The following is a 22,704-nucleotide window of genomic DNA, read 5'->3' as shown; positions in this document are numbered from 1 at the left end:
CACCGGCCCGCGCCGAGCTGCCGGACCAACGCGTATGCCCCGATGAACGCCAACGCGTGCACCAGCACGTACAGCACGTTGTACCGGATCACCGCGGCCTCGAAGCCCGAGCCGAGCATGCCCATCGGGGCGTACCCGAGCAGGGTGTCGCTGTAGGCGAAGGTGTACTTCTCGGGGTAGAAGGTGTTCGAGTCCCAGAGGCCGGACGGGTCGCTGAGCATCGCGTGGCCGGCCCAGGCCACCTGCCACGCCTGCAGGGTCGGGTCGCCGAGATCGCCGGGGATCGTGCTGGCCGGGTGGCGTAACGTCGGCCAGGTCAGCACCACCGCCAGCGCCAGGCCACCGAGCACCGCCAGGGTCCATTCGTGGCGCAGCCACCGCCAGCGATGCCACCTGCCGTGATTCGGGGCGGCCGGGACCGGATTGTCGTCGGCGATCTCGGCGGTCGATCGCGCGTCGGTGGAGCCGGTCGTCATGGGTATAGATACTTCCCGATGTGTCTGACCTTGTCGACCAGTGGTCCGAACTGTGGGCTGGCAGGTCCGGCGTCGACGCCCCGGTGGCGCCGTGGCCGGCATCGACTCAGGTTAATAAATAATGTTTGGGACGTAAACTTAATGCCGGATGTCGGTCGATCGCCGAGGTTGATCAGCTCACCTCGGCCGCCTTGTCCAGCGCCGCCAGGAAGTCGTCCACCAGGTCGGCGGTGTCCTCGATGCCGGTGGAGATCCGGACCAACCCGTCCCCGATGCCGGTGCCGGCCAGCTGCTCGGCGTCCACGATCCCGGCCCACATCGACCGAGGGTGCACCACCAGGGTGCTGACACTGCCGAGGCTGGCCGCCCGTTTGGCCAGCCGCAGCCCGGCCAGCAGCGCGGCGGCCCCCGTCCGGCCCGCCTTGAGGTCGACGCTGAGCACCCCGCCGAAGCCGGTCATCTGCCGGCGGGCCAGCGCGTGCTGGGGATGCGACGGCAGGCCCGGATAGCGGACCCGGGCCACCGCTGGGTGCCCCTCGAGGGCCCGGGCCAGGGCGAGGGCGTTGGCGTTGTGCCGCTCCACCCGAAGCGGCAGGGTACGGATGCCGCGCAGCAGCAGCCAGGCGTCCACCGGGCCGAGCGTGCTGCCCGTGACGATCGCCGTCTGCCACACCCGCTCGACCAGCTCGGCGGAGCCGACGACCACCCCGGCCGACACGTCGGAGTGGCCGCCGAGGAACTTCGTGCCGCTGTGCCAGACCAGGTCCGCCCCGGCGCTCATCGGACGCTGGTTGACCGGTGTGGCGAAGGTGTTGTCGACCACCACCAGCGCGCCCGCCCCGTGGGCCAGCTCCACCACGGCCGCCAGGTCGGTCAGCTCCAGCAGCGGGTTGCTCGGCGTCTCCACCAGTACCAGGCGGGTCTGCGGCCGCAACGCCCGCTCGAACGCGCCAATGTCCGTCTGGTCGACCTGGGCGCACGAGACGCCGAAGCGCGGCAGCAGGCCGGTGGCCAGCGAGGTGGTGCCGCCGTACGTGCTGCGCTGCACCACCACGTGGTCCCCGGCGGAGAGCAGGGCCAGCGCGATCGTGCTGATCGCGCCCATCCCGGAGGCGGTGACCAGTCCGGTCTCGGTGCCCTCCAGCTCGGCCACCACGGCAGCCACCTGGGCGTGGTTGGGATTGCCGTACCGGGTGTAGAAGGTGCTGCCCCGCGGCTCGGTGGCGATCTCGGTGAACCGCTCGTCGGACTCCGCGCTGAAGGTCGCGCTCTGCACGATCGGCGGCGCTACCGACGCGCCGGGGATCAGGCCGTCGTCGCCGTGCACGGCAGTGGTGCCGAAGCCGGTCATGACCGGGCCACCCGGTCCACCAGCGCGCCGTAGCTGTCCAGCGCGGTGAACTCGGGCAGCGTGAGGTCGCTGCCGTGGCGCTGCCGCAGCACGGTGACCAGCCGCAGGGCGCGCAGCGAGTCCCCGCCGGCGGCCAGGAAACCGGTCGCCGGGTCGCGCGGCGCGGCCCCGAGCACCTCCCGCCAGGCCGCCGCCACCTTCGGTGCCCACCGGGCCCGCGCGTCGTCGGCCGCCGGCCCGTCGCCGGCCACCGCCGGCAGCGGCGCGGCCGGGTCGGCCGCCAGCAGCCGGCGGAAGCCGTCGGCGAAGGCGTCCACCCGGGCGGCGGGGACGTGCCGGTGGTCGTACTGGACGGCCAGGGCGAGGTGGCCGGCGTCGGCGTCCAGTTCGGCGTCGACCGCGAGGCTGAACGCCACGTCCACCGTGACGCCCCGGCTGTTCACGATGCGGCTGCCGCCCTCGGCCGGCCCGTTCGGGAAGTGGGTCCAGTTGAAGAAGTGGTCGAAGCGGGGTCCGGCCCCACCGGCCCGGACGATCTCGGCGAGCGGGAAGCGATGGTGTCCCATCAGCTCCCGCTCGGCCCGCCACACCTCGCTTGCCAGCTCGGCCAGGGACCGGGTGCCCAGCCGTACGCTCACCGGCAGGGTGTTGAGGAACAGCCCGAGGGTGGCGTCGCTGCCGTCCCCCTCCGGCCGGCCGCCGACCACCAGGCCGCTGACCACGTCGTCCCGGCCGGCCAGCTCGCCGATCAGCCTCAGGTGGACGGCGAGCAGCCAGGACTTCACCGGCACCCCGGCGGCCCGAGCCGCCTCGGTCACCACCTCGGTGGTGCCTGCCTTCAGCGGCACCCGCTGGGTGGTGGTGGTCCGTGGGGCCGCCCCGCCGAGCAGCAGCGGCGGCACCGCGCCGGCGCCGTCCAGCCAGAACCGGCGGGTGGCCGGGTCGGCCAGGGCCTGCCGCTCGGCCGCCACGTACTCCCCGAACGGCAGGCCGGGGCGGGCCGGGCGGGGGTCGCCGGCGCGCTCCCGGTCGTACCCGGCGAGCAGGTCGGTGAGGAACAGGTGCAGGCTCCAGCCGTCGAGGATGCCGTGGTACTCGGCGACGATCAGGGTGAACGTGTCGGCGTCCTCCCGGACGGCGTGCAGCCGCAGCAGCGGCGGGCGGGCCCAGTCGAAGGGGCGTACCCGCTCCTGCGCGACGAGGTCGTCGACCCGTGCCCGACGGGTCTGCGGGTCGGCGGCGGCCAGGTCGGTCACCGGCACCTCGACCGGCACGTCCGCGTGCACGAGCTGCAACGGCTCCGAGTACGCCCCCAGCGCGAACCCGGTCCGCAGGATCGGGTGGGCGGCCACCAGGCCGGCCAGCGCGCGGCGCAGCGCCGCCGGGTCCAGCGGCGCGGCGATCCGGTGCGCGGTGACGTTGTGGTACATCGCCGGGTCGCCGGCCAGCTCGCCGTGGTAGACCATGCCCTGCTGCAGGGCGGTCATCGGGTACGCGTCGGCGAGCCCGGCGGGCAGCAGTTCCCGGTCGGCGGCGGCGACCAGCGCGAACCGCCCGTCCCGCCCGGCCTTCGCGACCGGCGGGGCGCCGTCGAGGGTGACCTTCCCGTGTGCCACGAGGTCCCGGATCGACTGGTACGTGAAGATGTCGCTGAGCCGGAAGGACAGCCCCCGCTTGTTCGCCGCGACCTGCATCTGGATGCTGCGGATCGAGTCGCCGCCGAGGGCGAAGAAGCTGTCGGTCACGCCGACGGTCGGCACCCCGAGGATCTCCCGCCATGCCTCGACCAGGATCTCCTCGGCGCGGTTGGCCGGTGCCACCGCCGCGCCGGCGCGGGGCCGGTCGAGGCGGGGCGCGGGCAGCGCCGCCCGGTCGAGCTTGCCGTTGCGGGTCAGCGGCAGCTCGTCGAGGAGCACCACCGCGGCCGGGACCAGGTGGGCCGGGAGCCGGTCGGCCAGCCAGCCGGTCAGTCGCTCGTCGAGGGGGCCGGCCGCCGGCCCGGCCGCGACGACCACCGCCGGACGGGGGTCGGCGGCGTACTCCGGGCGCACGGCGTGCAGGGTGTGCCGGTCGGTGCCGGTGAGCAGGTCGTCCTGTCGGGTCACGACGTCGAAGCCCATGGCTTCGAAGCGGGCGACCAACTCGGCCAGCCGGCCCTCGGTGTCGGTGCCGGCGGCGTCGTGCACCTCCATGGCGACCTGCGCGATCAGCGGCCAGTGCCGGTCGTCCAGCCCGGCGAGCACGTCCGCTTCGGCGCGCTGCACGTCGATCTTCAGCAGGTCGATCCGCTCCGGGGCCAGCTCGTCGAGGACGGCCGACAGCGGCCTTACCGGTACGGTCAGCTCCCGGCCGGCGAAGCGTTCGGCGAGCAGTTCGTCGACCCGGTCGAGCAGGACGTCCCGCTCGTCCGCACCGGCGTCCCGCTCGTTGGCGAGGTACCGCTTGATCACCGCCACCTCGGCGTCCGGGTCGGCGTACGCGGCGTGGCCGGACATCATCGAGTAGCCCGGGTAGTAGGTGAAGGAGACCTCCCCGGCGGCCCGGGACAGCCCGAAACCGTGCACCGTGGCCGGTACGCCGAACTCGGCGACGTTGCGCTGCAGCAGGTCCGCGACCGACGGCACCGGCTCGAAGGCGTGGATCGTCGCGTCCGGACAGACGGTGTGGACGAAGAGCGAGAACATGCCGATGTTCGCGCCGACGTCGAGCACGGTCGCCCCGGGCCGCAGCACGATGCCGTCGCGCAGGTAGACCCGCTGCACGAAGATCTCGTCGTACAGGTAGCGGGTCTCGTGCGGGTTGACCCCGGCGATCCGCTCGACCTCCACGGCGGGGGCCGGGGCGCCCGGCCGGACGTAGGCGACCAGCCGGTCGCCGTGCCCGTCGTCGTCGCGGGCCACCACGGCGGCGTCGGCCACCTCCGGGTGAGCGCGCAGCACCGCGGCGACCTCGCCCGGCTCCACCCGGAAGCCGTGGATCTTCACCTGGTCGTCCAGGCGGCCCAGGTAGCGCAGCCGCCGGTCGGCGTCGAAGCGGGCCCGGTCGCCGGTGCGGTAGACCCGTTCGGTGCGGCCGGACGGCAGGGCCACTGACACGAACCGCTGGGCGCTGGCCTCCGGGTCACCCCGGTAGCCGTCGGCGAGCTGTGGACCGCTGACGCAGAGTTCCCCGGCCACGCCCGGCGGCACCGGCCGCAGCTGCTCGTCGAGCACCCACACCGCGACGCCGGGCAGCGGCCGGCCGATGGTCGGGGCGTCCCCGGCGCGGATCTCCGCCGCGCTGGTGTCCACCGTGCACTCGGTCGGGCCGTACAGGTTGACCGCGCGGACGCCCGGCAGCGCCGCCACCGTCTCCCACAGGTCCGGCCCGATCGCTTCCCCGCCGAGCAGCAGCAGTTCGGGCAGCCGGGTGTCGCCCGCCCCGGCGAGCAGGATGCGCAGCTGGGACGGGGTCGAGTCGAGCACGTCGACGCCGTGGTCGGCCAGCGCGGCGGCCAGCGCCGCCCCGTCCCGGCGGACGTCCTCGGGCACCAGGTAGAGGCTGCGGCCGTGGCCGAGCTGCACGAGCTGCTTCACCGAGGCGTCGAAGGTGAGCGGGGCGTTCACCGCCACCCGCAGCCCCGGGCGGCTGCCCGCGTACACGGTCCGCTCCAGGGCGTCGGCCAGGTGCGCGGCGGCGCCGTGCGACACCTGCACCGGGCGGGGCGTGCCGGTGGACCCCGAGGTGAAGATCACGTACGCCGGGTCGGCCGGCGCCGGCACCGGGGCGGGCGGCTCGCCGCCGGCCGCGACGAGGTCGTCGACCGTCACCGTCGCCGGGGCGCCGACGCCGACGACGACCTCCGCGCCGACCGCGCCGAGCTGGGCGGCGAGCCGCGCCGGCGGGGCGTCCGGGTCCAGCGGGACGAACACCGCCCCGGCCCGCAGCACGCCGAGGAACGCCACGACGGTCTCCCGCGACCGGGCCGCCAGCACCCCGACCGGGGCGCCGGACAGCCCCCGCGCGGCCAGCGCCGCGGCCACCCGCGCGGCCCGTTCCCGCAGCTCACCGACGGTGTACGCGCCATCGGCGGCGAGCACCGCCACCGCGTCCTGGTCGGTGTCGGCGAGGCCCGCGTCGAGCAGGTCGACGAGGGTACGCCCCGGCGCTTCGGGCGGCGTCCCGGCCGCGTCGGCCAACCAGCCGGCCTCCCCGTCGCCCAGCGCGTCCGGCACACCGCCCTCGGTGAGCGCGGCGGGCAGGGTGCGCAGGATCGCCAGCAGCGCGTCGAGCAGCCACTTCCCCCCGACCACCCACAGGGTGACCCGGTCGCCGTCGGTCAGCGCGGTGAGCTGCGGACCGGCCGGCGACGGGGGAGTTGCGATCTCCACCGCCGAGCCGCCGAGGCCGGCCACGGCCGCCGGGTCCACGGTGGGCGGCATGGCGAACCCGGCGGCCGCCCCGGACTGCTCGTCGACCGGGTCGACGAGGTGGAACGTCTCGTCCGCGGCAACCTCGGCGGCGCGGACCCGGGTCAGCAACTCGGCGGGCACGGCGGGCAGCGGCAGCGCCAGCCGGAGCCGGCCGTACCCGCCCAGCGGGCCCACCACGTCGGCGGTGCCGTCGGCCTGGCGGCCGTCGCTCCACCGGGCCAGCACCAGATCCGCCTCGTCGGCCCCGTCCGGCGCCTCGGCGCGGCGGGACACCGCGAGAGCCCAGGCGGCGAGGAGCACGGTGGCCGGCTCGACCCCCGCCGTCCGGGCCGCGTCGGCCAACGCGGCGGCGGGCACCATCGCGGTGACCACCGCGCTCGGGTCGTCCCCGTGCGGGCTGACCAGCCGTGCCGCCGGGGCGGCGGGGGCGGCGGCCGGGGCCTTCTCCCGTTCCTCGAGCTGCCACTCCGTTACGTCGAGGAACTGCAGCGCCTCCGGATCGTCCGGCAGCGCCTCGCCGGCGTACGCCCCGGCCAGGTCGGCGAGGACCAGCCGCAGGCTGGCCGGGTCGGCGATCAGCGGGGTGGCGGCCAGTTCCAGGGCGTCGTCGGTGAGGGTGACGGACAGGTCGCCCTGCGCGCCGACCACCACGGTCCGGTCGTCGTCCACGTCCTGCAACGGCACCCGCAGGCCGGGGTGGTGCACCAGGGTCAGCCGCAGCGCCTCGTGCCGGGCCACCACCGTGTCGACGGCGGCCTGCAACCGCGCCCGGTCCAGCGGCCGGTCCAGCCGGACCCGCGCCCGGACCAGGTCCTGCTTCCCGGACCAGGCCAGGCGCTGGATCGGCGACAGACGATACCCGTTCACAGGACACTCCGGTTGACGTAGAGATCGGACATGGCGACGAGGATCTCCCGGTCACCGCTGAAGGGCTCCCGGCCGTGGGTGGCCAGGAAGTTGTCGACCACCAGCACGTCGCCGCGCTGCCAGGGCACCGAGACGGCGTGCCGCCGGTACAGCTCGCGGATGCCGGTGACCACCTCGTCGGGGATCGGCTCGCCGTCGCCGTAGTACGCGTTGCGGGGCAACCCCTCCGGGCCGTACTCGCGCAGCAGGGCGCCGGAGACCTCGGCCGGCATGTTGGACACGTGGAACAGGTGGGCGTGGTTGAACCAGACCGTCTCCCCGGTACGCGGGTGGGTGGCGACCGCCTGCCGCCGGGCCCGGGTGCGCAGCCCGTCGCCGCCCAGCCAGGTGAACTCGGTCGCCGAGGCGGTGCAGTACGCCTCCACCTCCGCCCGGTCGGTGGTCTGGAACGCCTCCTGCCAGGGCAGGTCCAGGTGCGGGCCGTAGTTGCGCACGTAGCCGACGCCGGCGCGGAGGAACCGCTCCCGTACGTCGGCCGGGATCAGCGGGGTGATGACCCGCTCGCTGGCCAGCGGGGTGGCCCCGCCGCTGCCGGTGGCCGGCTGCGCGCACCAGAAGTAGAGGTAGCTCGGCCAGTTGTGCGAGTACGACATCTCGTGGTGCAGCGGGATCCACTGCTCGGCGTTGAACTCCGTGGAGGTGAACACCCGGTCGGCGACCTCGTGGCGGGGCGCGGCTCGCTCCAGGTAGCCCAGCAGGTCGCGGCTGACCGCCCGGGCGGCCTGGCTGAAGTCGTCGGCCGTGCCCACCTCGAAGCCCCGGAAGAACACCGCGCCGTGGCGGTCCAGGTCCCGCAGCAGTTCCTCGCGCCGGCCGGCGAGCCAGCCGGCCAGGTCGAGGTCGGGGACGGCCGCCTCGACGAGCAGCACGAACTCGTCGTCCACGAGCACCCGCCGGGAGACCGGCGAGCTGACCGTGGCGGTACCGCGCCGACGCGGCGCCGGCCCGCTCATGCCCGGTCTCCCGTCGACGCCGGCACCGCGCCGGTGTGGACCGTCTCGGTCAGCTCGGGGGCCGCGACCGGGTCCGACATCGCGGTGAGGATCCGCCGGGGCGGGGTGAACGGGTCCCGGGCGTGCGCGGCGAGCATGTTCTCGACCAGCAGCACGTCGTTGCGCTGCCAGTCGAAGGAACGGGTCTCGGCGGCGTACGCCTCCCGCAGCTCGGCCAGCACCTCGTCGGGAATGGGCGTGCCGTCCCCGTACGCGGTCTGGTAGGGCAGGTCCTCCTCGGCGAGGGCGGCGCGCAGGCCGGCGCTGACGTCGTCGGGCAGCGAGGTGACGTGGAAGAACAGCGCGTGGTTGAACCAGGTCCGCTCCCCGGTGACCGGGTGCCGGCGTACCGCCGGCCGGACCTGCCGGGTGCGCAGCTGCCGGTCACCGACCCACTCGACGTCGATCAGCGCCTGGGCGCAGTACGCCTCGACCTCCGCGCGCCGCTCGGTCTGGAACGCGGTCTGCCAGGAGAGGCTGATGCCGGGCAGGTAGTTGCGCCGGTAGAGCACGCCGCGCCGCTCGAACTCGGCGACGGTCTCCGGGCGGAGCCGGGCGAGCACCCGCCGGCTGTCGGCGAGCGGGGTGCGCCCGCCGGCAGCCGGCGCCACCTCGCAGTGGAACACGATGCGCAGCGGCCACCGCACCGTGTACGACTGCTCGTTGTGCAGCACGATCGGCTGGTCGGCGGGGTGCTCGGTGGAGGTGTACACCCCTTCGGTGACCTTGCTGCGTGGCGAGGAGCGCTCGCCGTAGGAGAGCACGTCGTCGGAGAGCCCGGCCATCACCGTGCGGAAGTCGTCGGCGCCGGCCACGGCGAAGCCGCGGAACAGCACGGCCCCTGCCCGGCGGGCCAGCTCGTCGACCTCGTCCCGGTGGCCGGCCAGCCAACCGGCCAGGTCGAGATCGGGCACGTTGGCCTCCACCAGCGCCGGCAGCGGGCCGCCGGGCCAGTCCGGACGTACGTCCACCAGGGTGCGTTCACGGCCGCGGCGGGGGACGGGCCGCGCGACCCGGGTCTGCTCTGTCATCGTTGTCTCCCAGCGGTGTCGACGCAGTCGGCCAGACTGCGCCGGGGGTCGGCGGCGGCGGTACGCAGCAGCGCGATGAGGCGGCGGTGCCACGCGACCACCCCGTCGTGGTCGAACAGGTCGGTGCGGTAGGTCCAGAGCGCCGCCAGCCCGTCCCGCCGCTCGTCGAGCCAGAGGGTCAGGTCGAGCCGGGCGGCGTCCGGGGTCAGCTCGACACCGGCGAACTCGACGCCGGCCGCGCCGCGGTGCCGGGCCGGCGGGGCGTTCTGCACGCCGAAGGCGACCTGGACGAGTGGGTTGCGGTGCGGTCGGCGGGTGGGCCGCAGCCGTTCCACCAGCAGGTCGAACGGGATGTCCTGGTGGGCGGCGGCGAACAGGGTGACCCGGCGGGCCTCGTCGAGCAGGTCGGTGAAGCGGCGCTGGGGTGCCGGGCGCAGCCGCAGCGGCAGGGTGTTGACGTAGCAGCCGACGCTCTGCTCGGCGGCGACGCTGGTCCGGCCGGCGAAGGCGACGCCGACCAGCAGGTCGTCCCGGCCGGTGGCGGTGCCGAGCAGGGTGGCGAAGGCGGCCAGCCCGACCATGTGCAGGCTGGCCCGCTCGGCCCGGGCCAGGCCCCGGACCGCTGCCGCCGTGGCGGTGTCCACGGTGGTGCGGAGCGTGGCACCGGACGGTGCCGCCGCACCGGGCCGCAGGCCTCTGCCGGCCCGGGAGCCGGCCGCCAGGCGGTCGCCGGGCAGGTCGAGCAGGTCCGGCGCGCCACGCAGCGAGTCCAGGACCTCGGTCACCGCCAGCCGGCCCGCCGGCCCGGCGAGCCAGTCCCGCTGGGCGAGGGCGAGCGCCGCCGGGCCGACCGCCGGCCGGTCCGGGCCGGGCCCGCCGTCGCCGTCGGCGTCGTACGCCCGGGCCAGGTCCCGCACGAGCACGCCGAACGACCAGTCGTCGCAGACGATGTGGTGGACCACCAGCAGCAGCGCGACCGGCCGGCCGGTGGCGTCGGGCACCAGGTGGGCGCGTAGCAGCGGGCCGGTGGCCAGGTCCATCGGCCGGGCGGTGGCCTCGGCGGCGAGCCGGGTGAGCCGCTCGTCGAGCGGCGTGTCCGGGTCGGGCGGCGCGACGGCCGGCACCGGGTCGCCGGTGGGGCGGATCTCCTGCACCGGCCCGTCCGGGCCGGACGGGAACACGGTGCGCAGGGCCGGATGCCGGTCGACCACCCGGCGCAGCGCCCGGGCCAGCCGGTCGCGGTCCAGCGGCGCGGCGAACCGCACCGCGAAGGCCAGCAGGTAAGAGGTGTCGGCCGGGTCGAGCCGGTGCAGGAACCAGAGCCGGGCCTGGGCGGCGGAGAGCGGGGCGGGTCCGGCCGGTGCCGGGCCGACGGGCCCGGTGGCCGGGACCGGTTCGGCGGGCAGCCCGTCGAGGTGGGCGGCCAGCGCGGCGACGGTCGGATGGGTGAAGAGGTCGCGCGGTCGGACGGGGCGGCCGGTCGCGGCTGCCAGCCGGGTGGCGCAGCGGACCGCGAGCAGGGAGTCTCCGCCGAGGGCGAGGAAGTCGCTGTCGGGGCCGGTGACCGGCACGCCGAGCAGCTCGCGCCAGACTGCCGCCACCGTGCCGGCCGTCCCGTCCAGGGCCCGGGCGTCCGGCCCGGCGTCGTCGCCGAGGGTGGGCGCGGGCAGCGCCGACCGGTCCACCTTGCCGTTCGGCAGGGTGGGCAGCCGGTCCAGCCAGACCACGGTCGCGGGCACCAGCGGCGCGGGCAGCTCCGCCGCCAGCCGGGCCCGTACGTCCCCGCGTCGCTCGCCGACGAGGTAGCCGACCAGCAGCGGGTCCCCGCTCGGTCCTTCCCGTACGGCGGCGGTCGCCTCGCGTACGCCGGGCAGCGCGGCGAGGCGCGCGGCGACCTCGCCCAGCTCGATCCGGTAGCCCCGCAGCTTCACCTGGTCGTCGAGCCGGCCGAGGTAGGCCAGCTGTCCGTCCGGCCGCAGCCGGACCCGGTCGCCGGTGCGGTACATCCGCTCGCCGGGGCGGAACGGGTCGGGCCGGAACCGGGCCCGGGTCTCCTCGGGCCGGTCGAGATAGCCGCGGGCCAGGCCCGCCCCGGCCAGGTGCAGTTCGCCGGGCTCGCCGGGCGGGACAGGCTGCCCGTCGGGGTCAAGGACGTAGACCCGGGTGTGCGGCAGCGGGCGGCCGATCGGCGGGTCCCCGCTGTCCGGCGGCACCTCGGCCCAGGTGGAGTAGGTGGTGTCCTCGGACGGGCCGTACAGGTTGCAGAGCCGGCGTACGTGCGGACGGGACCACACCCGGGCGGCCAGCGCGGCGGTGAGTGGCTCGCCGGCCAGGCAGACCGTGCGCACGCCCGCCGGCAGGGCGCCCGCGGTGAGCAGCTCGCCCATCGCCGAGGGCACGGTGTTGACCAGGGTGACGGGCAGCCGGTCCGCCCCGGGGGCGGCGAGGGCCAGCACGTCGTCGACGAGCAGCACCCGGCCGCCCCAGCAGAGCGGCCCGAAGATCTCGAAGATGGACAGGTCGAAGCAGACGGAGGTGGCGGCGAGCATGCCGCCCAGTTCGGTGTCGTCGAAGGTCTGCCGGGTCCAGTGCATGAGCACCGACGCCGACCGGTGTTCGATGGCCACCCCCTTGGGCCGGCCGGTGGAGCCCGAGGTGTAGATGACGTACGCCAGGTCGGTCGGCGTCACCGCCACCGCCGGGTCGGTGCCGTCCCCGCCCGGATCGAGCCGGTCGACCGGGACGGCCGTGTCGGGGAACCGGTCGGCGAGGTCGGCGCGGGTCAGCACCAGCCGTACCCCGGAGTCGGCGGTCATGAAGGCCACCCGGGCCGGCGGGTACGCCGGGTCCAGCGGGACGTAGCAGGCGCCGGCCTTGAGCACGGCGAGCAGCGCGACGACCAGGTCCGGCGTGCGTGGCAGGCAGACGCCGACCCGCTCCTCCCGGGTCACCCCGCGATCGAGCAGCACCCGGGCCAGCCGGTTCGCCGCCTCGTCGAGCTCGCGGTAGGACAGGGCCCGGTCGGCGTGCCGGACCGCCTCCGCCTCGGGGGTCCGGGCCGCCTGCGCGGCCACCATCCGGTGCAGGCAGTCCACGTCGGCGGTGGCGGCGCTCGCGCGCCGGCCGGTGGTCCGGCGGGTCGGTCCGGCGGATCGGGTGGGGACGCTCACCGGCGGGCACCTCCGCTGCGGTGCAGCGCGAGCTGGCGGTCGGCCGCCTCCTGCAGGCGGTCCTTGTCGGCGAGGATGACGCTGCCCGGGTCGTTGTCGGGCAGTTCGTCCTCGACGTCGCGGATCGGTCGGTAGGCGATGCCGGCGGCGGCGAGACCGAGCGCGCAGACGCCGGCCACGATCGCCGCGAAGGCCATGCCGCGACCCGGCCCGGTGCCGACGACGGTGGCCAGCACGCCGTCGGGCGGCACCAGCGGGGCGAAGACGTGCTCGGCGAGCGGGCCGGCGCTGAGGAACCCGGCCGGCACCATCAGCCAGGACAGCATCTGGCCCATGGACAGCACCCGGCCCTGCAGGTCGAGCCCCACCTTGGCCTGCACGATGGCCAGCCAGTGCGTGTTCACCAGCGCCGTGGCCAGGCCCATGCCGAACAGGCCGAGGGCCGGGAACAGCGGGCTCGGGTGCAGGCCGACGGTGAGCAGCGACGCGCCGAGCAGCACGACGCTGGCCAGGATGCCCGTGGTACGCCGGGCGGTGCCGCCCCACACGCCCATCAGCACCGAGCCGACGAGCATGCCGACCCCGCTGGCGGCGAGCACCCGGCCCAGCACCGCCGGGTCGCCGAAGGACAGGGTCAGCGGCGTGACCAGGACCTCGACCAGGGCGAAGAAGTAGTTCAGCGACGCGACCAGCACGACCAGGGCGACCAGGCCGTGCCGGCGGACGATGAACCGCCAGCCGCCCAGGACCTCCTGCCGGAACGGCTCCTCGCGCCGGACGAACAGGGTGTCCGGGAAGCGGACCGACAGTGTGACGGCGACCGCGACGGCGAAGGTGAGCAGGTCGATGACGACGATGCCGCGCAGCCCGACCGCGATCACCAGCGCGCCGCCGACCAGCGGCGCCAGCACGGTGCTCGTCGCCGTACCGAGGGAGACGATGCCGTTGGCCCGCCCGTAGTACCGCTTCGGCACCAGTTGTGTGACGGCCGCCAGGTAGGCGGGTTGCTGGAAGGCGGTCGCCACCGCGGTGACGGTGATGGCGGTGAACACGTGCCAGAGCTGGAGCTGGCCCAGCCAGAGCAGCAGCGCGAGGCTGACCGTGCCGGTGGCGGCCAGGCTGTCGGCCAGGATCATGATCAGACGTCGGTCCCACCGGTCCGCCAGCGCGCCGGCGATCGGGGAGAGGACCACGGCCGGCAGCAGCGCCAGGACGGTGGCGGTGGCGAACAACGAGACCGACCCGGTCCGCTGGTAGACCCACAGGCTCATGCCGAAGCCGGTCAGTCCGCTGCCGATCAGCGAGACGAGTTGACCGATCGCGACCAGGTAGAACACGGCCAGGCTGGGCATCGCCCGCGCGGGTCGGGGGGCGGCCGGGACGGGCTCGCGCTCCGCCGGCTCCTCGACCGGCGCGGTCGTGTCGGTCTCCGGGGCCGCGTTGTCGGCCGGCTGCCGCCGCTCGGCGGGCACCGCCGCCGGCGGGGCGCAGTGCGCCAGGACGATGCGCGCCACCTCGGCCGGCTGGTGCTTGGCGAAGTAGTGGCCGGCACCCTCGATGACCTCCAGCGACACCCGGTCGGAGAAGAACTCCCACTCCAGGTACCGCTCCTGGTACAGCTCGGTGGCCCGGTCGCCGCTGCCGACGACGCAGACGAGCGGGGCCGACAGCTTCCGGGGCAGCCCGCTGGCGTAGACGTCGGTGTAGTAGTCCTCGCCCATCGCGGCGTCGGCCAGGACCACGCGCATCACGAAGTCCTTCTCCTGCTCGTCGAAGACCTCGGTGAAGAAGCCCATCGCCCGCAGCGCCTCCAGGGTCCGCCGCTTCGACGTCCAGCGCTCCATCGGGAACCACCGCCGTAGCCAGCTGAACAGCCGCCCGGGCAGTCGCGGGGCGGGGAAGTGGGCGCCGATGACCACGCCGGTCAGCTCGACCCCGGCCGCCTCCAGCCGGCGGGCCAGCTCCACCGCCTCGGCACCGCCCACGCAGTGCCCGTACACCGCCACCGGGCCGGTGATCCCGTCGACGACCTCCGCCACGCAGCGGTCCACCAGCTCGTCCAGGCCGAGCAGGGGCTCGTCGGGGCGGTTCAGGTCGTGGCCGGGCCGCTCCAGGGCGTACAGCGCCACGCCCGCGGGGAGGGCGTCCGCGAGCGGCTGGAAGGTGATCGCGCTGCCGCCACCGAACGGTACGCAGACCAGCGTCAGCGTCGTCGGCGTCCCCGGTCGCGCGGGGGTCAGCTCGTGCAGCAGCCGGCCGGCGGAGCCGCCGGTGGCGTCCAGGTGCTCGGTCAACGACCGGATCGTCGGGTGGCGGAACAGGTCCAGGACGCTGATCGCCGGGTCGGTCCCGGCCAGCGCCTTGATCGCCTTGAAGGAGTCGCCGCCGAGGTCGAAGAAGTCGTCGTCGATGCCGACGCGGTCGTACCCGAGCACCGCCGCCCACCGCTCGGCCAGCGCCTTGCGCAGCGGGGTGTCCGGCGCGGTGGCACCGACCCCCGCGCCACCGCGCCGGGGCGCGGGCAGCGCCGCCCGGTCGACCTTGCGGTTGGCGTTGAGCGGCATCCGGTCGAGCAGCACGAAGGCTGACGGCACCATGTAGTCCGGCAGGTAGGTGCGGGCGAAGGCCCGCCACGGGCCCGGGTCGACGTCGAAGTCTGCCGTGACCTCCGTTGTCGTCCCCTGGTCCGGGTCCGCGCCGGGTTCCGCCCCGGTGCTCAGCGCCAGGTAGGCCACGATCGCCTGCTCGCCCCCGTCCTCGCGGACCACCACGGCGGCGTCGCGGACCGACGGGCCCTGCCGCAGCACCGCCTCGATCTCGCCCAGTTCGATGCGGAAGCCGCGCACCTTCACCTGCGAGTCGCTGCGGCCCACGAACTCGATCCGGCCGTCGGGCAGCCAGCGGCCGAGGTCGCCGGTGCGGTACAGCCGGCCGCCGCCGTACGGGTCCGGCACGAAGTGCTGCGCGGTGAGGTCCGGGTCACCGTGGTAGTCGCGGGCCAGCCCCGCGCCGCCGAGGTACAGCTCACCGAGGACGCCCACCGGGGCGGGGGACAGCTGCGGATCGAGCACGTAGACGCGCATGTTGCCGATCGGCCGGCCGATGGTGAGGTGGGTGAAGCCGGGCTCGACCGGGTCCATCGTGGTCCAGACGGCGGCCTCGGTCGGGCCGTAGAGGTTCCACAACGCGCCCACCCGTTCGGCCAGCTGCCGGGCCAACGGCGCGGACACCGCCTCGCCGCCGCACACGGCCGTCAGGCCGGGCCGCCCGGCCCAGCCGGACTCGATCAGCAGCCGCCAGGTCGCCGGGGTGCCCTGCGCGAGGGTGACGCCTTCGGCGTCGAGCAGGTCGGCCAGCCGGGCCGCGTCGTAGGCGACGTCGCGCCCCACCATCAGCATTCGGGCGCCGACCACGAGGGGCAGGAACAGCTCCGGTACGGACATGTCGAAGGCGAAGCTGGCCATCGCGAGCATGGTGCCGTCGCCGGTCAGGCCCGGCCGCTCACGCATCGCCGCCAGGGTGTTGACGACCGCGCCGTGCGTCACCCGCACGCCCTTGGGGCGTCCCGTCGATCCGGACGTGTAGATCACGTACGCGAGGTGGTCCGGTACGGCCAGCGGCTCGGGGTCGGTGTCCGGCTCGCCGGACAGGGCCGGGTCGCCGCCGCACAGCACCTCGCCGGCGTACCCGGCGAACCGGTCGGCCAGGTCGGCCTCGGTGAGCAGGACGGCCGCCCCGCTGTGCGCCAGCACGTACCGCTGCCGCTCGGTCGGGTAGTCCGGGTCCACCGGGACGTACGCGCCGCCCGCCTTGAGCACGCCGACCAGGGCCACCGGCAGTTCCTCGGACCGGTGCAGGCAGACGGCGACCGTGACGTCCGGGCCGACGCCGGCCCGGCGTAGTCGGTGGGCGAGCCGGTTGGCCCGGGCGTTGAGCTCGGTGTAGCTGAGCGTGGTCGCCCCGAACGTCACGGCGGGCCGGTCGGGGTTGGTCGCCACCTGGTGTTCGATCAGCTCGACCAGGGTCGGCGCGGCGCCGACCGGCGGGGCCCAGCCGAGCGGGGTGGCGGTGTCGTTCCAGTCGGCGACCCGGGCCAGCTCGGCGGGGGTGAGGACGGCGACGTCGGCCAGCCGGGCGTCGGGCTCGGCGACGGCGGCGGCGAGCAGCGTCTCCAGGTGGCCCATCATCCGCTCGGCGGTCGCCGCGTCGAACAGGTCGGTGTTGTACTCCAGCCGGAACCGCAGCCCCTCGTCCACCTCGTACGCGTACAGGGCCAGGTCCTGCTGGGCGATGCCCGGCTCGACGGAGAACTGCGCCATCCGCAGCCCGGTCGTCCGCAGGTCCTGTTCGGGCACGTTCAGCATGTTGAACATCACCTGGAACAGGGGATTCCGGCTGAGGTCGCGGGGCGCGTCGACGAGGTCCACGAGCCGCTCGAACGGCACCTCCTGGTGGTCGTACGCCCCCAGCGCGGTACGCCGGACCTGCCCGAGCAGCTCCTCGAAGGTCCAGTCGCCGTCGAGTACGGTCCGCAACGGCAGCATGTTGACGAAGAAGCCGACCATCGGTTCGAGTTCGGCGCGGACCCGCCCGGCGACCGGGGTGCCGACGCAGATGTCGGCCTGGCCGGTGTAGCGCCAGAGCAGGGCCTTCAGCGCGGCCAGCACGGTCATCGCCAGGGTGGCGCCCCGGGCCTGGCTGAAGCGGCGCAGTTCGTCGGCCGCCCGCGGGGGCAGGAGGCGGGTGCTGACCGCGCCGTCGAACGTCTGCACCGGCGGCCGGGGCCGGTCGGTGGGCACCTCCAGCACGGTGGCCACCCCGGCGAGTTGCCGGCGCCAGTACCGCATGTCGTCGCTGTCGGTGTCCGCCATCCGGCTGCGCTGCCAGCGCGCGTAGTCGCCGTACTGGACGGCGAGTTCGGGCAGCGGCGAGGGCCGGCCGGCGAGGGCGGCGTCGTAGAGCGTGGCCAGCTCGCCGGCGATGACGCCGAGGGACCACCCGTCGGAGACGTTGTGGTGCATGGTCAGCGACAGCACGTGCCGGTCGTCGGCGACGCGGAGCAGCACGGCCCGGAACAGCGGCCCACCGGCGAGGTGGAACGGGCGCCGGACGTCGGCGGCCAGGGCCGCGTGCACCCACGACGGCACCGCGTCGGCGACCGCCGGCTCCACGATGCTGCGCGCATCGGCGGTGCCCGGGCTGTCCGCGTCCGCCGGCGCGGACACGATCGCCAGGTCGACCGCGCCGGGCGGTCGCACCTGTTGGACCGGGTCGCCGTCGGGGCCGAGCGGGAAGACGGTACGCAGCGACTCGTGCCGCCGGACCAGTTCCGCGAGCGCGGCGCGCAGCGCGTCGACGTCGAGCGCGCCGTCCAGCAGCAGCGCCGTGCTCACGGCGTAGGCGTTCTGGTGGTACGCCTGGTCGAGGAACCACAGCCGGTGCTGCCCCGAGGAGAGCGGGGCCGGGCCGGCGTCGGGTTCGGCGCGGGGGATGGCCGGTTGGGCCGGCGCGGCGGCGGGCTGCTCGACGACGGCGGGTGCCGGGGCGGGCGCGGTGGCCGGCAGCGCCGCCGCGAGTTCGACGACGGTCGGCTGCGCGAAGACCATCTCGAGTGGCAGCGCCACGCCGAGCCGGGCCCGCAGCCGCACGACGAGCTGGGTGGCGAGCAGCGAGTGCCCGCCCAACTCGAAGAAGTTGTCGTGCGCGCCGATCGGCCGGATGCCGAGCAGCTCGCTCCAGATCTCCGCCACGCACTCCTGTGCGGGTGTGCTCGGGGCGACGTAGGCGGTGCCGACCGCCGGGCGGTTGCCGGCGTCGACCGGGTCGGGCGCGTCCGGCGCGTCCGGGGTAATCGCCGGAGCGGCTGGCGCCGGGCCGGCCAGGCTCGGCCGTGGCACCGCGTCCACCCAGTACCGCTGCCGCTCGAACGGGTAGCCGGGCAGGGCCAGCCGCCGGCGCGGGCCGCCGTGGCACCGGGTCCAGTCCACCGGTACGCCGGACAGCCACAGCCGGCCGACCGCGTCCAGCATCGTGACGAGGTCGTCGGCGTCGCTGCGCGGATGCCGCATCGCCGCCACGACCTGACCGGGCTTCAGACCGGCCAACCGGGCCAGGCCGCCGAGGGCGTGCCCGGGCCCCAGTTCGGCGAGGACCACGTCCTGCTCGGCGAGGAGCGCGGCCGACTCGGCGAACCGCACCGGCTCGCGCAGGTGCCGCACCCAGTACCCCGGGTCCGTGACCTGCCCGGGGGCGACCGGGCCGCCGGTCAGATTGCTCAGGTAGGGGCGCTCGGGTTCCCGGAAGTCCACCCGGCGGGCGTGCTCGGCGAACTCGTCGAGCACCGGGTCGAGCAGGGGGGAGTGGTAGCCGCGGGTGACCCGCAGCGGCCGGCAGTCGACCCCGTCGCCGGTCAGCCGCTGCCGAAGCTCCTCGACCTCCTCGGGCGCGCCGGACACCACGCACAGCTCGGGCGCGTTGACCGCCGCCAGCGCCAGGCCCGTGCCGAGCAGCCCGGTCACCGCCGCCTCGGGCAGGCTCACCGCGAGCATCGCCCCCGCCGGGGTCCGCTCGACCAACGCACCGCGGGCGGACACCAGGCGCAGCGCGTCGGCCGGGGAGAAGACGCCGGCGAGGCACGCGGCGACGTACTCGCCGAGGCTGTGCCCCACCATCAGGTCCGGGGCCACGCCCCGGGCGAGCAGCGACCGGGCGAGCGCGTACTCGGTGACGAACAGCGCGGGCTGGATCAGCGCGGGCCGGGCGAGCAGCCGCTCGGCCCGCTCGCGGCCGTCGGGCGGCGGGCACAGCAGGGTACGCAGGTCGAGCCCCAGGTCGTCGCGGAGCAGTTCGGCGCACTCGTCCACCACGGCCCGGTAGGTCGGCTCGGCGCGGTACAGACCGGCGCCCATCGCCACGTGCTGGGCGCCGTGGCCCGGGAAGGCGAACACCAGCGGCCGCCGGCCGCCGGGGTGGGTGCCGGTGAATCGCCGTTGCGGCGAGTCGAGGGCGAGCAGCGCGTCGGCGCGGTCCGCCGCGACGACGAAGCGCCGATGGGTCATCGACTGGCGTCGGCCCAGGTTGGCCGCGACGTCCCCGAGATCCGCCTCAGGGTGCGCGTCGAGGAAGTCGCGGAGCCGGCGCGTCTGCCGGTCCAGCGACTCGACCGTACGGGCCGAGACGGCCAGCAGCTGCGGCCCGGTGGCCGGCACCGGCGGCGGCGTGGCCGGGGTGGCCGGCGGCTCCTCCAGCACCACGTGGGCGTTGGTGCCGCCCATGCCGAAGGAGCTGACCCCCGCCCGGCGCGGGCCGTCGCCGAGCCACGGCCGCGCGCTGTCGTTCAGGTAGAACGGGCTGGCCGCGAAGTCGATCGCCGGGTTGGGCCGGCTGACGTTGATCGTCGGCGGCAGCGTACGCGTCCACAGCGCCATGACCGTCTTGATCAGGCCGGCGACACCGGCCGCCGCGTCGGTGTGCCCGATGTTGGCCTTGACCGAGCCGAGGGCGCAGAAGCCACGGTCGTCGGTGGCGCGCCGGAACGCCTCGGTCAGCGCGGTCACCTCGATCGGGTCGCCGAGGCTCGTGCCCGTCCCGTGGGCCTCCACGTAGCTCACCGACCGGGGGTCCACGCCAGCCGCCGCCAGCGCGCTGCTGACCACCTCGACCTGACCGTCGACGCCGGGTGCGGTGTAGCCGGTGCGGCGGGCGCCGTCGTTGTTGATCGCGGAGCCACGGATCACGGCGTAGACGGTGTCGCCGTCGGCGACCGCGTCCTCCAGCCGTTTGAGCGCGACGATGCCGACGCCGCTGGATTCGATGCTGCCGCGCGCGTCCGCGCTGAACGGGCGGCAGTGCCCGTCGGGGGAGTAGATCCCGCCGTCGTGGTAGAGGTAGCCGCGCCGCTGGGCGGGGAAGACGCTGACCCCGCCGGCCAGGACCAGGTCGGACTCCCCGGCCAGCAGGCTCTGCCGGCCGAGGTGCACGGCCACCAGCGAGGTCGAGCAGGCGGTGGCGACGGTGACCGCGGGCCCGGTGAGGTCGAGCTTGTAGGCCACCCGGCTGAGCAGGAAGTCCTTGTCGTTGCTCAGCGAGAGCTGGTGCTCGCCGATGCTGCTCAGCAGCTCGGGGTGGCTGCTCAGGTGGTCGAGGAGGTAGCTGCTGCGACCGGAGCCGGCGAACAGGCCGATCCGGCCGGGATGGCCGGACGGGTCGTAGCCGGCGTGTTCCAGCGCGTGCCAGGCGCACTCGAGCAGCAGCCGGTGCTGCGGATCGAGGGTCTGCGCCTCGCGGGGCGTGAAGCCGAAGAAGGCCGCGTCGAACTGGTCGACCCCGGGCAGGTAGGTGCCGGCCCGGACGTACGCCGGGTCGTCGAGGCGGGTCGGGTCCGCGCCGTCGGCCAGCATCTCCTCGACGCTGAATTCCTGGACCGACTCCACCCCGGCGCTGATGTTGTGCCAGTACTCCTCGACGGTCCGGGCGCCGGGGAAGCGGCAGGCCAGGCCGACGACGGCGATCAGGCCGCCGGGCTGGCCGGTGTCGTCGCCGGTGCCGGCGGACGGCCGGGCGGCGGCGACCGGCGCGGGTCGCGGGTCGGCCGGCGCGGGCAAGGTGCCGGTGGTGGCGGTGGTCAGGAAGGTCGCCAGCGAGTCCACCGTGGAGTGCCGGAACAGGTCGGTGACCGTGACGACCTCGCCGAGCTGTGCGCGGAGCCGCTCGAGGACGGCCAGCAGGCGCATCGAGTGGCCGCCGAGGTCGAAGAAGTTGTCCCGCATCCCGACCTGGTCCACCCCGAGCACGTCGCGCCACACGTCCACGACCAGCCGCTCCACGCGGACCCGGGCGGCGTCCCAGGGCTCCCGGTCGGGGTCGGCGGGCGGCGGTTCGGGCGCGGCCGGCTCGTCCGGCTCGGGCGCGGGGCGCGGCCGGGGGACGTCCGCGCGACCGGGCGGGGGCAGCGCGGCGGCGTCGACCTTTCCGTTGCCGGTCAGCGGCAGCGCGTCGAGGAAGACGAACGCGGCGGGCACCATGTAAGGCGGCAGTTCGGCGGCCAGGGCGCCGCGGAGGGCCGCCACGTCGGCGTCCGCGCCGCCCGCCAGGTACGCGACGAGCCGCGGGTCGTCGGGGTCGTCGCGGCGCAGCTGCACGGTCACGTCGCGGTCCGGCAGGCACCGCCGTACGGCCGCCTCGATCTCGCCGCACTCGATGCGGTAACCGCGCAGCTTGACCTGGCTGTCGCCGCGGCCCAGGTACTCGAGGTTCCCGTCCGGGCGCATCCGCACCAGGTCACCCGTGCGGTACAGCCGCCCGCCGGGCACGGGCGAGAACGGGTTCGGGACGAACCGCTCGGCGGTCAACCTCGGCTGGTGCAGGTACCCGCGCGCCACGCCGGCCCCGCCGACGTACAGCTCGCCGACCACACCCACGGGGACCGGGTTCAGCCAGCCGTCGAGCACGTACAGCTCGGTGTTGGCGATCGGCCGGCCGATCGGGACGGAGCCGTCGGCCGGCGTACCCGGGTCGACCTCGTACGCGGCGCAGCCGACCACGGTCTCCGTCGGCCCGTACTCGTTGACCAGCGCGGTCGCCGGCGCGTGGGCCCGCCAGGGCGCCACCTGGTCGGTGCGCAGGTTCTCGCCGCCGATGACGAAACACCGGGTGCGGTCGGCCAGCTCGGCCGGGTCGAGCTGGTGGTTGACCAGGTCGAGCTGGGCCGGCGTGATCTTGACCAGCCCGAACGCCCGCTGCTGCCGGCGCAGCGCCTCGCCCAGCGCCTCCGGGCCGAGGTGCTCGCCGATCATCCGGACGGTGGCCCCACTGACCAGCGGGACGAGCAGGCTCGTGACGGCCAGGTCGAACCCGATCGACGAGTGCAGCGGGACGGTGTCCCCGGGCCGCAGCCGGTAGGCCTGGGCCGCCCAGCGTACGTAGTTGCACGCGCCGCGATGGGTGACCATGACGCCCTTCGGGCGGCCGGTGGACCCGGAGGTGTAGATGACGTACGCCAGATCCTCGGTCGACGGCGTCGGTCGGCGCCGGGGCCGGCGCCTCGGCCCGCTGCCCGCTACCGGTCCGGGGTCGGCCTCGGCGACCGGCGTGTCCAGGCCGGGCACCAGGAGCGCCCGGTCGTCGGGCACCAGGTGCGCCAGCTCGGCGCAGGTGAGCACGACCGGCGCGGCCGTGTCGTCGAGCAGGTACCGCAGCCGGGCGGGCGGGTTGGCCGGATCCATCGGTACGTAGGCCGCGCCGGTCTTCAGCACGGCGAGGACCGCCACGGCGAACGGGACCGAGCGGGGCAGGAGCAGGCCCACCAGGCCGCCCACGCCGACGCCCCGGCGGCGCAGCGTCTCCG

6 protein-coding genes and 1 pseudogene are annotated in these 22,704 nt (G+C 75.3%); all 7 read right to left on the bottom strand.

The window, feature by feature from the left end; all coding sequences use genetic code 11:
• Positions 1-476: pseudogene (locus tag ONA70_RS21500) on the bottom strand (hypothetical protein); the annotation flags it as partial.
• A gap of 172 nt (positions 477-648) precedes the next feature.
• Complete coding sequence (locus ONA70_RS21495) at positions 649-1,827, bottom strand: trans-sulfuration enzyme family protein (protein WP_265008269.1); 1,179 nt, start codon at positions 1,825-1,827, stop codon at positions 649-651.
• Positions 1,824-7,106: a non-ribosomal peptide synthetase gene (locus ONA70_RS21490; RefSeq protein WP_265008268.1), complete on the bottom strand. Its 5,283-nt coding sequence runs from the start codon at positions 7,104-7,106 to the stop codon at positions 1,824-1,826. Before ONA70_RS21490 ends, ONA70_RS21495 begins: the two co-directional genes overlap by 4 nt.
• Positions 7,103-8,119 (bottom strand): TauD/TfdA family dioxygenase, encoded by a 1,017-nt coding sequence (locus tag ONA70_RS21485; RefSeq protein WP_265008267.1) that lies wholly within the window; start codon positions 8,117-8,119, stop codon positions 7,103-7,105. The genes ONA70_RS21490 and ONA70_RS21485 overlap by 4 nt, the downstream gene beginning before the upstream one ends.
• Positions 8,116-9,189 carry a TauD/TfdA family dioxygenase gene (locus ONA70_RS21480; protein ID WP_265008266.1) on the bottom strand — a complete coding sequence of 358 codons (1,074 nt, stop codon included), beginning with the start codon at positions 9,187-9,189 and terminating at the stop codon, positions 8,116-8,118. The genes ONA70_RS21485 and ONA70_RS21480 overlap by 4 nt, the downstream gene beginning before the upstream one ends.
• Positions 9,186-12,359: an amino acid adenylation domain-containing protein gene (locus tag ONA70_RS21475; RefSeq protein ID WP_265008265.1), complete on the bottom strand. Its 3,174-nt coding sequence runs from the start codon at positions 12,357-12,359 to the stop codon at positions 9,186-9,188. Before ONA70_RS21475 ends, ONA70_RS21480 begins: the two co-directional genes overlap by 4 nt.
• The gene (locus ONA70_RS21470; RefSeq protein WP_265008270.1) at positions 12,356-22,696 is read right to left on the bottom strand and encodes a non-ribosomal peptide synthetase/type I polyketide synthase; all 10,341 of its coding nucleotides are present in this window, start codon (positions 22,694-22,696) and stop codon (positions 12,356-12,358) included. Before ONA70_RS21470 ends, ONA70_RS21475 begins: the two co-directional genes overlap by 4 nt.
• Positions 22,697-22,704 lie beyond the last annotated feature (8 nt).

The sequence above is a fragment of the Micromonospora yasonensis genome (assembly GCF_026013475.1).
Classification (GTDB): Bacteria; Actinomycetota; Actinomycetes; order Mycobacteriales; family Micromonosporaceae; genus Micromonospora; species Micromonospora yasonensis.
Note: the sequence above shows the minus strand (reverse complement) of the source record. Positions and strands in the feature narration are given on the sequence as shown.

Bases quoted from the DNA above. Each gene is read 5' to 3' on its own strand.
- ONA70_RS21480 (WP_265008266.1), bottom strand. From the start codon at position 9,189: ATGACAGAGCAGACCCGGGTCGCGCGGCCCGTCCCCCGCCGCGGCCGT.
- ONA70_RS21485 (WP_265008267.1), bottom strand. From the start codon at position 8,119: ATGAGCGGGCCGGCGCCGCGTCGGCGCGGTACCGCCACGGTCAGCTCG.
- ONA70_RS21495 (WP_265008269.1), bottom strand. From the start codon at position 1,827: ATGACCGGCTTCGGCACCACTGCCGTGCACGGCGACGACGGCCTGATC.